The organism is Kistimonas scapharcae (genome assembly GCF_039540975.1).
Lineage (GTDB): Bacteria > Pseudomonadota > Gammaproteobacteria > Pseudomonadales > Endozoicomonadaceae > Kistimonas > Kistimonas scapharcae.
In genome coordinates this window covers 18,685-31,790 of sequence record NZ_BAABFL010000132.1, presented here as the reverse complement: position 1 = coordinate 31,790, position 13,106 = coordinate 18,685, and the positions used below count along the sequence as shown (strand labels likewise).

General features: G+C 53.6%; 12 protein-coding genes. 6 read left to right on the top strand and 6 right to left on the bottom strand.

The window, feature by feature from the left end; translation table 11 throughout:
* Positions 1-285 precede the first annotated feature (285 nt).
* Positions 286-2,295, top strand: a complete 2,010-nt coding sequence (rep, locus tag ABD892_RS09105) for a DNA helicase Rep (protein WP_345195232.1) — start codon at positions 286-288, stop codon at positions 2,293-2,295.
* Between the two features lie 70 nt (positions 2,296-2,365).
* Here rep and rpoH read toward each other — a convergent pair whose 3' ends face one another.
* The 4 genes from rpoH to ftsY all read right to left on the bottom strand — a co-directional run bounded on the left by rpoH (position 2,366) and on the right by ftsY (position 6,675).
* Complete coding sequence (gene rpoH, locus ABD892_RS09100; protein ID WP_345195230.1) at positions 2,366-3,223, bottom strand: RNA polymerase sigma factor RpoH; 858 nt, start codon at positions 3,221-3,223, stop codon at positions 2,366-2,368.
* Between the two features lie 207 nt (positions 3,224-3,430).
* Positions 3,431-4,582, bottom strand: coding sequence for a permease-like cell division protein FtsX (ftsX, locus tag ABD892_RS09095; RefSeq protein ID WP_345195229.1), 1,152 nt, complete (start codon positions 4,580-4,582; stop codon positions 3,431-3,433).
* A complete protein-coding gene (gene ftsE / locus ABD892_RS09090; RefSeq protein WP_345195234.1) occupies positions 4,579-5,253 on the bottom strand; it encodes a cell division ATP-binding protein FtsE in 675 nt (224 codons plus the stop codon). The genes ftsX and ftsE overlap by 4 nt, the downstream gene beginning before the upstream one ends.
* Before the next feature lie 75 nt (positions 5,254-5,328).
* Positions 5,329-6,675, bottom strand: a complete 1,347-nt coding sequence (gene ftsY, locus ABD892_RS09085; protein WP_345195228.1) for a signal recognition particle-docking protein FtsY — start codon at positions 6,673-6,675, stop codon at positions 5,329-5,331.
* A 212-nt stretch (positions 6,676-6,887) separates the two neighbouring features.
* Here ftsY and rsmD point away from each other — a divergent pair, with 212 nt between their 5' ends.
* Both rsmD and ABD892_RS09075 read left to right on the top strand, forming a co-directional pair.
* On the top strand, positions 6,888-7,478 hold the full coding sequence (gene rsmD / locus ABD892_RS09080) for a 16S rRNA (guanine(966)-N(2))-methyltransferase RsmD (RefSeq protein ID WP_345195227.1): 591 nt from the start codon (positions 6,888-6,890) through the stop codon (positions 7,476-7,478).
* A gap of 101 nt (positions 7,479-7,579) precedes the next feature.
* Entirely contained in the window at positions 7,580-8,608 is a 1,029-nt protein-coding gene (locus tag ABD892_RS09075) for a hydrolase (RefSeq protein WP_345195225.1), read from the top strand.
* Here ABD892_RS09075 and ABD892_RS09070 read toward each other — a convergent pair.
* Complete coding sequence (locus ABD892_RS09070; protein WP_345195224.1) at positions 8,599-9,054, bottom strand: ferritin-like domain-containing protein; 456 nt, start codon at positions 9,052-9,054, stop codon at positions 8,599-8,601. The genes ABD892_RS09075 and ABD892_RS09070 overlap by 10 nt on opposite strands.
* Before the next feature lie 231 nt (positions 9,055-9,285).
* On the opposite strand from ABD892_RS09070, the gene ABD892_RS09065 reads away from it, so the two are divergent.
* Positions 9,286-10,374, top strand: a complete 1,089-nt coding sequence (locus tag ABD892_RS09065) for a hypothetical protein (RefSeq protein ID WP_345195223.1) — start codon at positions 9,286-9,288, stop codon at positions 10,372-10,374.
* Positions 10,340-10,798, top strand: a complete 459-nt coding sequence (locus tag ABD892_RS09060) for a hypothetical protein (RefSeq protein ID WP_345195221.1) — start codon at positions 10,340-10,342, stop codon at positions 10,796-10,798. The genes ABD892_RS09065 and ABD892_RS09060 overlap by 35 nt, the downstream gene beginning before the upstream one ends.
* A 22-nt stretch (positions 10,799-10,820) precedes the next feature.
* Here ABD892_RS09060 and ABD892_RS09055 read toward each other — a convergent pair whose 3' ends face one another.
* The gene (locus ABD892_RS09055) at positions 10,821-11,492 is read right to left on the bottom strand and encodes a TetR/AcrR family transcriptional regulator (RefSeq protein ID WP_345195220.1); all 672 of its coding nucleotides are present in this window, start codon (positions 11,490-11,492) and stop codon (positions 10,821-10,823) included.
* A 145-nt stretch (positions 11,493-11,637) separates the two neighbouring features.
* Here ABD892_RS09055 and ABD892_RS09050 point away from each other — a divergent pair, with 145 nt between their 5' ends.
* On the top strand, positions 11,638-13,077 hold the full coding sequence (locus ABD892_RS09050) for a coniferyl aldehyde dehydrogenase (RefSeq protein WP_345195218.1): 1,440 nt from the start codon (positions 11,638-11,640) through the stop codon (positions 13,075-13,077).
* Positions 13,078-13,106 lie beyond the last annotated feature (29 nt).

Below are 13,106 nucleotides of genomic sequence, written 5' to 3'. Positions count from 1 at the left end.
ACAGCCATAATCCAAAATACCTAGCATAACCATGATCGTTGACTGTTATATATACGTAATCAACGGATCTGATTCATGACCGATAACTTGCGGATACATAAAACAGAGCAACAATGTTGTGACTATCTGCGCTACAACCATTACGAACCACCTTTAACCGTCTTGATGCTGTCAGACAAACTCTGTTATCAACTAACCGAAATGACATATAAGAGCAAAACTACGCAGTGACTCTGCGACGTGTCAGGATACAATACCCCTTTTGACAAGGAGTCGCTCTCCACAGTGTCCAGACTCAATAATCGTCAGGCTGAAGCGGTTAACTACATCAGCGGCCCCCTACTGGTGCTGGCCGGTGCCGGCAGTGGCAAGACCAGCGTCATCACCACCAAGATCGCCTACCTGATTCAGGAATGTGGCCTCAAGGCGCGTAATATCGTCGCCGTGACCTTTACCAACAAGGCCGCGCGGGAGATGAAGGAGCGGGTTGGTAAACTGGTGAAAGGGCGCGCCTCCCATGGCCTGACCGTTTCGACCTTTCACAACCTTGGTCTGAACATTATCCGTAAAGAGCATAAGGCGCTGGGCTTCAAACCGGGCTTCTCCATCTTTGATGATCAGGATGCCAAATCGTTGATCAAGGAGCTGATGCATCGCGAACTGGCGGACAATGACGACTCACTGGATTTCATCCAGCATGTCATCTCCAACTGGAAGAACGACATGCTGCCGCCGGAAACCGCCCTGCAGATGGCGCGTAATGATCAGGAGATGCTGGCGGCCCGGGTGTATCTCCATTACAACCGCACCCTTCGCGCCTATAACGCCGTTGATTTTGATGACCTGATCCTGCTGCCTGTACAACTCTTCCGTGATAATCCGGACGTGCTTGAGCGCTGGCAGAAAAAAATCCATTACATGCTGGTCGATGAGTATCAGGACACCAACTCAACCCAGTACCTGCTGGTTAAGCAGCTGGTAGGCGGTCACTCTCGCTTTACAGTGGTAGGCGATGACGACCAGTCCATCTATGCCTGGAGGGGAGCGAGGCCGGAAAACCTCATCCAGCTGAACGAAGACTTTCCCGGCCTGAAGCTGATCAAGCTGGAACAGAACTACCGCTCTACCAGCCGTATTCTGAAAGCCGCCAACGTGCTGATTGACAACAATCCGCACGTCTTCGACAAGAAGCTCTGGAGCGAGCTGGGTATGGGCGATGAAATCCGCATTATTCGCTGCCGCAATGAAGATGCTGAATCAGAACGGGTTGCGACTGAAATCCTGACCCATAAGCTCAAGCACGACACCCACTACCGGGATTACGCCATTCTCTACCGGGGCAATCATCAGTCCCGCCTGCTGGAACTGAAACTGCAGCAGCACCAGGTGCCCTACCATATCACCGGCGGCACCTCGTTTTTCTCCCGGGCGGAGGTCAAGGACATCATGGCCTACCTGCGCCTGCTGGTGAATCCGGATGATGACAACGCGTTTCTGCGCATTATCAATGTGCCACGCCGGGAGATTGGTCCAACCACACTGGAAAAGCTGGGTACCTATGCAGGCGACCGCCATGTGAGTCTGTACCAGGCCTGCCACGAGTTTGGTCTCGAACAGGTGCTGGACGCCCGCTATGTGGAAAAACTGCGCCGATTCACCGCCTGGATGGATGACATCACCCGCCGCTGCAGCACGGATGACCCGATCGCCACCATCAAGGAGATGATCGCCGATAGCGATTATGAAAACTGGCTCTACCAGAATTCCAGCAGTGAAGTGGTCGCGGAAAAGCGAATGGGTAATGTCTGGTTCCTGGTGGAATCGATTCAGCAGATTCTGGATCGTGCGGATGAAGACGCCACTATTGAGGACGCCATCTCCCGTCTTCTGCTTCGGGATATGATGGAACGACAGGAAGAAGAAGACGATTCAGACAAGGTACAACTGCTCACGCTGCACGCCTCCAAGGGGCTGGAATACCCTTATGTCTTTATGGTCGGCATGGAAGAAGACCTGCTGCCGCACCGTACCAGCATTGAAGAAGACAACGTCGAGGAAGAACGTCGTCTGACCTATGTCGGCATTACCCGTGCCCGCAAGGCGCTGACCATGACGCTGGCTGCCACACGCCGACAGTTTGGTGAAACCATCGACACCACCCCCAGCCGGTTTATTGATGAACTGCCTCAGGAAGATCTGACCTACGAAGGCTGGGGGGAACGCAGCACGCCTGAACAACAGTCAGCCCGCGGCAATGACGCACTCTCTCTCATGCGGAAAAGCCTGAATCTGTAGGCACTTCACGCTTCTTACCGCCACAAAAAACGCCGCGTAAAAGCGGCGTTTTTTATATCCCTGGGAAGTATCAGGCAGCCATAAAACCTTTCAGTTTTTTCAGCGCATTGTTTTCCAACTGACGAATACGTTCGGCGGAAACACCATACTTGGCGGCCAGTTCATGCAGGGTGGCCTTGTTATCTTCATCCAACCAGCGGCTCTGCAAAATATCCCGGCTTCTGTCGTCGAGGCTGTTCAGAGCCTCCTGTAGCTGCTGGGTGGCATTGTTTTCCCAGTCGCTTTCTTCCAGCTGGGTGGCCGGATCATAACGCTGGTCTTCAAGGTAATGCACCGGCGCCTGGTAGCTGGTATCACTGTCGTCATCGGTGTAACCATCAAACGCGGTATCCTGCCCCGCCATACGGCTTTCCATCTCACGGACGACATTAGGATCGACACCGAGGTCTTTGGCAACAGCTTCGGCTTCATCGGAAGAGAACCAGCCCAGCCGCTTCTTGCTGGAACGCAGGTTAAAAAACAGCTTGCGCTGCGCCTTGGTCGTGGCGATCTTGACGATACGCCAGTTACGCAGAATGAATTCGTGAATTTCAGCTTTGATCCAGTGCACGGCAAAAGAGACCAGACGCACACCGTATTCCGGGTTGAAACGTTTGACCGCCTTCATCAGGCCAACATTCCCTTCCTGGATCAGGTCAGACTGTGACAGGCCATAACCGGTATAACTTCTGGCGATGTGCACTACAAAACGCAGGTGTGACATGACCAGCTGTCTTGCCGCTTCCAGGTCATTCTGATAGTACAGGCGTTCCGCCAGTTCACGCTCCTGGTCAGCGGACAACACAGCGATGCTGCTTACGGCCTGGACGTACGCATCAAGGTTGCGCCCCGGCACAAGCAATTCAACACGCTGTAAACTGTTACCCATTGACGAACTCCGAAAGTAAAAATTGCAGTGAGTGTAACACTCTTTCAGACAGACAACTATTTCCCAAAATAGTTCAATTTTTTCGCAATTATTATTGCTGTTTATTATTAAAAGTATACTACAGGATACGTATAGATAGGGATCAAAACCGGTAACTCAACCGACCAATTCCGTCAGCAAAAGTAACAGGAAAAGGTCGGTTCAAGATCAACCTTCAGCGCCGGTTTCATCCTGCAGCAACTGCCGACGACAGGTCAGAAAGGCCCCGAGTGTTGCAATGGCTGCTCCTGAGATAACCAGAATGAGAGTATCGCCAAGCCCCAGGAAACCAGGCCGATAATCGCTTTGGTAAAGACGCAGTAAATCATCCACCGCACCGGAGGCCATCAGAAACAGGATCCCCGACAGCAACCAGGCCATCATTGCACCCAATACACCATACCAGAATCCGGTGTAGACAAATGGCAGCATGATATAACCGTCCGTACCACCCACCAGCCGGATCACCCGGATCTCATCCATACGCGCCGTCACCAGCAGTCGGATGGTATTACCCACCGCCAGCAACAAGGCCACGGCAAGAATAGACGCCAATCCCCAGGTCGCCTGGCGTCCTAGATTCAGAATCGCATGGACACGTTCCACCCAGTCACGATCCAGACGAACCACATCAACCTGTGGCAATCGGGACAGACGCTCCTGAAGCGCGATAAGCTGGGTCGGCACCAAAGACAGCTCGGGCGTCACTTCCAATACCGCGGGCAGGGGATTCTTACCCAACTGCCGAACCAGGCCGGCAAGTCCAGACTGCCGCTCGAATTCCGCCAGCCCCTGTTGTGCTGAAATATAGGTAACCGATTCAACGCCGGGTTCCTTCAACAACGTCTGCTGCAGTTGTCGGCTTTGCTGCTCGCTGGCATCGAGCGTCAGAAACAGCGATAAGCGTGCAACCCCTTGCCAGCCGCCAGCCAGCGTTTCTATATTGCTCAGCGAGACATAAAGCAATGTGGGCAACGATAGCGATATCCCCAGTACCAGAATCGTCATCAGACTAGCCAACGGTGTCGCCATCAGACGGGAAAAGGCTTCTCCGGCGACCCGCTTTTGCAGAATGAAAAACCGACGCAACCCTGCCCCGTCTCGCCGCTCCCGTACCAGAGGCTTGGGTGGCGCTTGATGGGATGACTGATGGGCGGGCGCTTTCTGACGATGCTTACCCTCACGGCTCCGTCCATCGGATACAACAGCCGCTTCACGCCAGGTGGTCACAGCCTGCTTCCTGGCGCGCTCACGCCCACGCTTCTCTGATGCCTTGCGCTGCTGGTTCGACGGTTTTCGTTTGAATAAAGAACCGATCATGCCGACACCACCTGACAGTCTCGGATCAATTGCCCCTGATCCAGGGTCAGTACACGCTTACCCATACGCTGTACCAGATCGAGATCATGGGTCGCCACCAGCACCGTCACACCCGCCTGATGAAAGTTATGGAACAGCTGCATAATCTCTTCCGAGAGTTCCGGGTCGAGGTTACCCGTCGGTTCATCCGCCAGCAACACCGGGGGTCGGTTGACCACGGCCCGGGCAATGCCGACCCGCTGCTGTTCACCGGTCGATAACGACAGTGGATTCTGCTTTTCCTTGTTGAGCAGCCCCACCATATCCAGCGCAGCCCTGACACGGCGTGCGCCTTCCTCAGGCGAAAAGCCGGCAACCTGCAGGGGAATGGCTACATTATCGAACACAGAACGGTCAAACAGCAGCTGATGGTTCTGAAATACCACGCCGATATTGCGCCGCAACGAGGGAATCTGTGCCCGCCGCAGTTTGGACAACTGGTAACCACCGACCTGGATACCCCCCGACGTCGGCCGATCCATCAGGATAATCAGTTTCAGCAGTGAGCTTTTACCCGCACCTGAGTGCCCCGTGAGAAAAGCCATCTCCCCCCGGTCCAGCCGAAAGCTGATCTGGTTTAATCCCACGTGGCCATTGGGGTAACGCTTGGTGATAGTGTCAAAATGAATCATGTTTGTCGGGTCCGGCATGGACCGGGCGTTCCTGCGTGATCATGAATGAAGCACATTGACGCCCCCATCTCCCTGTTACTGAAACTCGGTATCGGCAAACAAGGCATCCACAAACTCCGCCGCCTTGAAAGGCCGCAGGTCATCAATCTGCTCACCCACGCCCAGGAAACGGATCGGCAACTGCATCTGCCGCGCCAGGGCAAAGACCACCCCACCCTTGGCCGTACCATCCAATTTGGTGAGCGCCATGCCTGTTACCTGGACGGTATCATTGAAGAGCTTGGCCTGACTGAGTGCATTCTGGCCAGTACCAGCATCCATTACCAGTAAGACTTCGTGCGGCGCCGTCTCATCCAGTTTGCCTAACACCCGCTTGACCTTTTTCAGCTCTTCCATCAGGTGTTCCTTGTTATGCAGACGTCCGGCGGTATCCGCAATCAGGACATCGGCACCACGGGCTTTAGCGGCTTCAAAGGCATCGTAAATCACGGAAGCACTGTCAGCACCGGTATGCTGGGCAATCACCGGAATCTGGTTGCGCTCGCCCCACACCTGCAGCTGCTCAACGGCCGCCGCACGGAAGGTGTCACCCGCTGCCAGCATCACCTTGCGGCCTTCTTTCTGAAGTCGCTTGGCCAGTTTACCGATGGTGGTGGTTTTACCTACACCATTTACCCCTACAACCAGGATGACATAAGGTTGGCGACTCTGGTCAATCAGCAGGGGCTTATCTGCAGGTTCCAGAATCTTGGCCAGTTCGACCTTGAGTGCTGCCATCAGGGCATCGGCATCATCCAGTTCCTTGTATTTAACCCGTTCCGTCAGGCCGGCCATGATGTCACGGGTGGCTTCCACCCCGACATCTGCCATGACCAGTTCGGTTTCCAGGTCTTCCATCAACTCATCATCGATCTCTTTCTTACCGATAAAGAGCGTGGCAACGCCTTCCACCAGGGAAGCCCGGGTCTTGGTTAACCCTTTCTTCATCCGGCTGAAGAAACCACCTTCAGTCTGCTCAGGCTCGGCCGCAGGCTGAGCAACAGGCTCAGGCATAACGGCTTGCTCAGCAGGCACAGCAGTCTGAACAGATGCCTGCGGAACGTTCGGCGCAGCGGATACAGGTACCTGTGGCACTTCCGGTGCCGCGGCCTTTGGCGACACACCTGCAACATCAGGGGTCTTGTCGGCGACTACCCGTTCTGCAGGAGATTCGGGCTTCAGGCCTACCGTCGGTTCACGTTTTTCGACAGACTCTGCCACTGGAGGTTGATTCTCCTCTGAAATGGCGGACTGTGGCGCTACAGGCTTTTCAGTTTCCAGCTGGTTCTCAGCAGCCGGTTGCGGTGCGACGGTTTCGTCTTTCTTGCCCCAAGGCCAGAAACGGCGTTTTTCCGCACCCTTTTCATCTTTTTTGCCAAACATCGTCGTTACTTAATTATCCAACTGAGTGGACGTTGTTGCGGACCGGAATCGACGCAGATTCAGCGGCAGGCAAAAACAACGTGGAAGATAACTGCAATCCTACCATTTGTACCGGCTTGAAACGATATTAGTCGACATTAAGTGTTGCATTTCATACCCCATCCTGAGCCATGCTAGAATCGCCGCCCAATGCCAACTGACCCGAACGCAACATGAAACATACACGTGGCCGTCAGCAGTCCCATGCCGGTGGCGGCCAGCTACGCATTATTGGCGGCACCTGGCGCAGCCGGAAACTCCCCGTCGCCGATGTCGAAGGATTACGCCCCACGCCTGACCGGGTGCGGGAAACACTGTTTAACTGGCTGACCGGCTGGGTCTCGGATGCCCGCTGCCTGGATGCATTTTCCGGAACCGGAGCCCTGGGTCTGGAAGCGCTATCCCGAGGTGCCAGCGAGGCCGTATTCCTTGAATATTCAGCCAAAGCTGCGCAGACCCTGAAAAGCAACCTGCAAGCCCTTCGCTCCGAGAGCGCCCGGGTTGAACAAACCGATGCCCTGCAATGGCTCAGCCATCCAGCGTCACAGACATTTACCCTGGTATTTCTTGACCCGCCCTTTCGCAAACAACTGCTACAACCGGTGTGCAAGCAATTGCAGTCCAATGGCTGGCTGGCACAAGACGCACTGGTCTATGTGGAAGCAGAAAAAGAACTGAGCCCATTACCCGTACCCGCCAACTGGGAATTATGGAAAGAAAAAAGTGTCGGACAGGTGATTTCCTGCCTCTATCGTGTTGGATAAGGTTTATCAGGCAGAGTGATACTCTGCCTGATCACATTGTTATGGCATCATAGCCCGTCAAACAGAGAATCTTCCGAATCATCACGGTCAGGACTACCAGCATGGGAAACTCCCGCACTGCCTCTGATGCGTCGTTCAAGCCTGCCTGGTGGCTACCCGGGCCGCATTTGCAGACACTGTGGTCGCCCCTGCTGAAGCGGCAGCCCATGCCGCCCCGAACACGGGAACAGCTAACACTGCCTGACGGCGACTTTATCAACCTGGACTGGTGTGGCCATGACCAGGGACAACCGCTGATCATCCTGCTGCATGGCCTGACAGGCTGTTCACGCTCCAAATATATTCTCGGCTTGCAAGCTGCGCTACTGGCACAGGGCTATCAGAGTGTCGCCATGAACTTCCGCGGCTGCGGGGGGGAAGTAAACCATCACACCAAAGGCTATCACTCCGGTATTTCAGAGGACCTGGACGCTGTCACCACCCAGCTGGCTGCGCGCTACCCAAGCCGCCCCCTGGCTGCTGCCGGTTTTTCGCTGGGCGGGAATGTCCTGCTCAAATATCTTGGAGAGCAACGGGCAGCAACGCCATTGACCTGCGCTGTCGCAGTTTCCGTCCCCTTTGAGTTGTCCCGCAGCTCGGAACGTATCAACCTGGGATTCTCCCGTGCCTACCGTAACCGGCTGCTGCGCGACATGATGAGTTACATCACCCGGAAGAAACAGCATTTCCACCAGCAACAGCGGCATGAGCAGTTTGAAACGCTGGAGGCGCTGGGCGATGTCGAATCCATCAAGACCTTTCAGGCCTTCGATCACCGATTCACGGCGCCGCTACACGGTTTCGAGAGCGGGGAAGCGTATTATCACCGCTGCAGTTCCCGCCAGTTCCTACCGTCCATCCAGATACCGACGCTGATCATTCACGCAAAGGATGACCCGTTTGTTTTCGCATCATCTATTCCCGACAAAGCGGAGCTCTCGGGATCAACACAACTCGAATTATCCCCTCGTGGTGGCCATGTAGGCTTCGTCACAGGATCGCCCCTGAAGCCACGCTATTGGCTTGAGGAGCGTATTCCTGCATGGCTAAACGAACAGCTATCGCATCAAACGATAATGCGTCATTTGTAGGTTTTTGTGGGAAGGTGAGATTCCACCAGCCAGAGCAGCTTATCGATTTCACGGGCCCGTGATGTCAGCAGGTCGGCGGATATCACATCGCCCTGCTCATCGACACTGCCGATAACCCGCACGCACTCACTGGTAAAAAAGGCCAGCCGTTCGCTGATGACCTCGATATGCCGATCAATGGAATCAACATCATGGGGGTAAGGCTGCAGGTTGGAATGCTCTGCCGCCATCTGAAGCGTACCACGGGGTCTAACACCCAGTTGTGCGATACGTTCTGCAATATCATCCAGCAAACGGTGGACCGACAGAAACTCTCGCCCCGCCAGCGTCCAGTGGGACTCCTTGATTTGAAGATACAGGTCTAGCCCACAATAGAGCAGGGTCTGCAGCTCCCCGGAGGAGTGCAGTTTGACATCGTCCTTCAATGCTTCATAGGTATGCGTCATAAGATAAACTCCGTCATAACCCCCTCATGATCGTACCCAGGCTCATCCTGCGGAATGACAACACGGTTAGAGAGTCATTATTCCCGAATCGCAAAAGGAAGCATTTAGGAGAAAACAGGCATTTCTGCAAAATAAATCTCTCTGACACAAGCTAAAGCAATACCGCCAATCAAAAACCCTGGGATGAAAGTTGCCTACTATTAACAACAGATAATCAGGAATAACACGTCGATGGAATCGATTTCCCGACTGCTAAAAGACACGCTCACTACCGTTGGGCAACCCTTCCTGGCCTTCGGCCAATGGCTGCGCCGAAAGGTTGCCAGTTTGAGAAATGTTCGGCGCCAGCCTATAGGCCCCTCGGAAAACAACTGTGACACCACTGCGGTTCAGGATCGCCACATCACCCTGAGCGACAATGAACCACCTGAAGGCGATTCCAGCTCACCCACGGACAACGGGAATGACACAGATGATGACTGGGATATGTGTGACGATACATACAGTGAAACGGTCATTGATCGGATACTGACCAATATGCAAGGCTGCAGTGAACTGACATTCTGTGAACATCTCAGACAGTTAGCACAAAAACTGCCTGGCGGGGAAATACAGGAAGTGCTCTACAGTGCCTGCCAGGATATCGCTAATGAATGCCTCTCTGCAGACCGCCTTGATAACTACCAGTTGTCAATTTTATTAAGCCACCGATTGATCAACCGACATAAATCCTTACTGATAAACGCTTTGAATAATGCTCGCAAACCGCTTGATCCGCCGTTAAAACCCAACACTAGCCGTGAAAGTGAATGGAGTCGACAGTACCATGACGACATGCAGTCACTGGCTGACAGTCTCACGCGCAACGCTACCCGATATGCCTCAGACAAATACCCGATTAACGCTATAGTCTGTTCATGCAAGATGCTCGCTGACTTTTATGAGAAAAGGGAAGATGACGGTGGATATGACGCAGGCCTCTCAGCGGCATATAAGTTTCTGCAGCAGCTAACCGACTCCGTCAATAAGGCCGCACTCTCTGATAAACGCAAACACTGGCTAAAGAACGAAGCCGATACACTACAAGAAAAACTGGCCCAAATTTCACTTCAACGCCTGCCAAAACTATTCCATAACGGTACCACCAGCGGCCAAATAAAGCCTGAATTGCTAGGGCTGGATAAAGCCTCGTCCGAAGACTGGGAAGGCACCCTTAAGCACGCGAATGGCTTGCCTCCATTTGGGAAAAAGTTTGAAGATGATTGTCTGCGAGACGATTACATACTTGTCCGACGACTCACAGAATTCCGTCATCTATAGATCGAAAGAGAATGCTCTGACTGAAGCAAACCTGAAGCATTTTACCGGCGACGATACAATCGCAGAAACATTATCAAAAATGGCTACCCAAACCTTTCCTTCTTATATGACTGCTCTGGAAACTGCGCGCTTACAACAAGTCACACCCCTACATATCACTGCGATGGTTGATGAAAAGTATTGCCGCAAACAATGCACCATCACCCACCACAGCAATGGTGATTATTCTATCGGGTATCGCATGACTTCAACCCGCCCAGACTGCTTTGCACATAACACACTGGTGGCTCTTTCTGGCGTGGAATACACACTCTTTTCCCAGACAACCTTTGATGGCGAAGATCTGAAACGAGGGATATTGGTTGCAACCAAACCGAGAGTTCACATCACTTTTAGGGAAATAGAAACAATAGAGCCAAATTAACGAGCCCCCTCTTTGGCCGTAATTACGGCATGAACCATTGATTGATCGGTACATAAAACTCTTCCAGCAAGGCCTCAAAATCTTTCCGGGCTTCATCAGTGACATAAGGCTTATCCAATAACAAAGCCTGATAGATGGCTCGCCGAATCGTATCTTTGGAAAATTTCCCAGCCCCAGCCGCCAAGCCAGAACCTACAAAGCTGACCCAGGAGACAATTACCAACCAGAGGTTGTAAGCCAGCGCCTCAAGCTCCCGCTCATTAATCACCATAACCCCGCTGTCGATCAGACCGCGGTAGATCGTGATAATCCGCTGCACCGCGAAACCGGCTAATTTTTCATATTCACTGCGAAGGACTTCCTCGGCAGCCAGCCGCTGCATATCCCGATGCAAAAACCGGTAATGCCACATGGCCTGCAACGCCGCTTCCAGGTAGTGCCGTTTAGCACCGACATCGGCCTTCTGGCCGGGCTCCGGCGGCGTCAGGAACGCCTGCACCGCATTGGAATACTGAACCAGCAACTCCTTGATGATCGCGGTCTTGTTGCGGAAGTGGTAATAGAGGTTCCCCGGTGAGATACCGAGATGGGCGGCAATATGGTTGGTAGTCACCGCTTTCTCGCCCTGTTCATTGAACAGCTCTCGTGCGGCTTCCAGTATCCGTTCCCGGGTTTTAACTGCTCGGTCTGACATCCGGCCTCGTTATTTCAAAGCAATTGTAAGGTCTGTTGACAGTTTAGAGTAATTGCTCTAATTTTCTCAACACTCATTCGTAAAAACACAACAATAACAAAATAAACGCCTGCACTGACGGCGGGCCGACAACGAGGATCACAGGATGGCAACCACGGCGGAATACCTGCAAACCAGCGAGGAAGAAACGGTGCATATGCAGTCGGTCTTCGCTATCCAGCAAAAAGCCTACCGCGCCAACCCCATGCCCACGGTCGAAGAGCGCATTGCGAATCTCAAGAAACTCAAGCACGCCATCCTGGATAACCAAGAAGCGATAATCGCCGCCATCAACAAGGATTTTTCAGGCCGCTCCCGCGATGAAACACTGCTCGCGGAAATCATGCCCATCGCCCAGGATATCAACCACACCATCAAGCGCGTCCGGAAGTGGATGAAGCCCAGCCGTCGCCGGGTAGGGCAACACCTGCAGCCAGCTGCTGCCAAGGTGGTTTACCAGCCATTGGGCGTCGTAGGCATCATGGTACCGTGGAACTACCCGGTTCAGTTGGGCGTACTGCCACTGGTCGGTGCGCTGGCGGCAGGCAACCACGCCATGATCAAGATGTCAGAGTTCACGCCAAATACCGCAGAATGCTTCGCAAAGATCATGGCGGATACGTTCCCTGCAGAACATGTGGCGGTCATCAATGGTGATGCGAAAATTGCGGCCGAATTCTCCAAGCTGCCGTTTGATCATCTGCTGTTCACCGGTTCCACCCAGGTCGGCAAGATTGTCATGCGTGCCGCTGCGGAGAACCTGACCCCGGTCACCCTGGAACTGGGCGGCAAATCGCCCTCAATTATCGGCGATGACATTCCCATGGAAGATGCTGTGGAACGTATCTGCTTCGGCAAGTCATTCAACGCTGGTCAAACCTGTGTCGCTACCGACTATGTTCTGTGCCCACGGGATAAGCAGGACGAATTTATCGACACCTACCGCAGGGTGTTCAACCGCATGTATCCAACGGTAGCGGGTAATGAGGATTACACCAGTGTCGTCAACGAACGGCAGAAGCAGCGCCTGCAACAACTGGTGACAGATGCCCGCAACAAGGGCGCGACCGTTCATGTGATTGGCGAGGAAAATATTGCTGATGGTAGCCGCCGGATGCCCCTGCACATCCTCACGGATGTCAATGATGACATGCCCGTGATGCAGGAAGAGATCTTCGGCCCGGTCATGCCGGTCATTCCCTATGACAGCCTGGAGCAGGCGCTGGAATTCGTCCGTGATCGTCCGCGTCCATTGGCGCTGTACTATTTCAGTTATGACAAACTGACCCAGGAACACGTGTTGAATACGACCCATTCCGGCGGTGTCTGCATCAACGATACCCTGTTCCATGTGGCCGTGGAGGATATTCCTTTCGGCGGGATCGGCCCCTCTGGCATGGGCCACTACCACGGCCACGACGGTTTCCTGACCTTCTCCAAGGCCAAGGGGGTATTCCTCAAGCAGAAGTTCAATGCGGCCAAGTTCATCTACCCCCCTTATGGCGGCAAACTGCATCAGCTGGTTCAGAAACTCTTTATTCGCTGACCCATAACCCCGTCGCTCCGGTATGACGC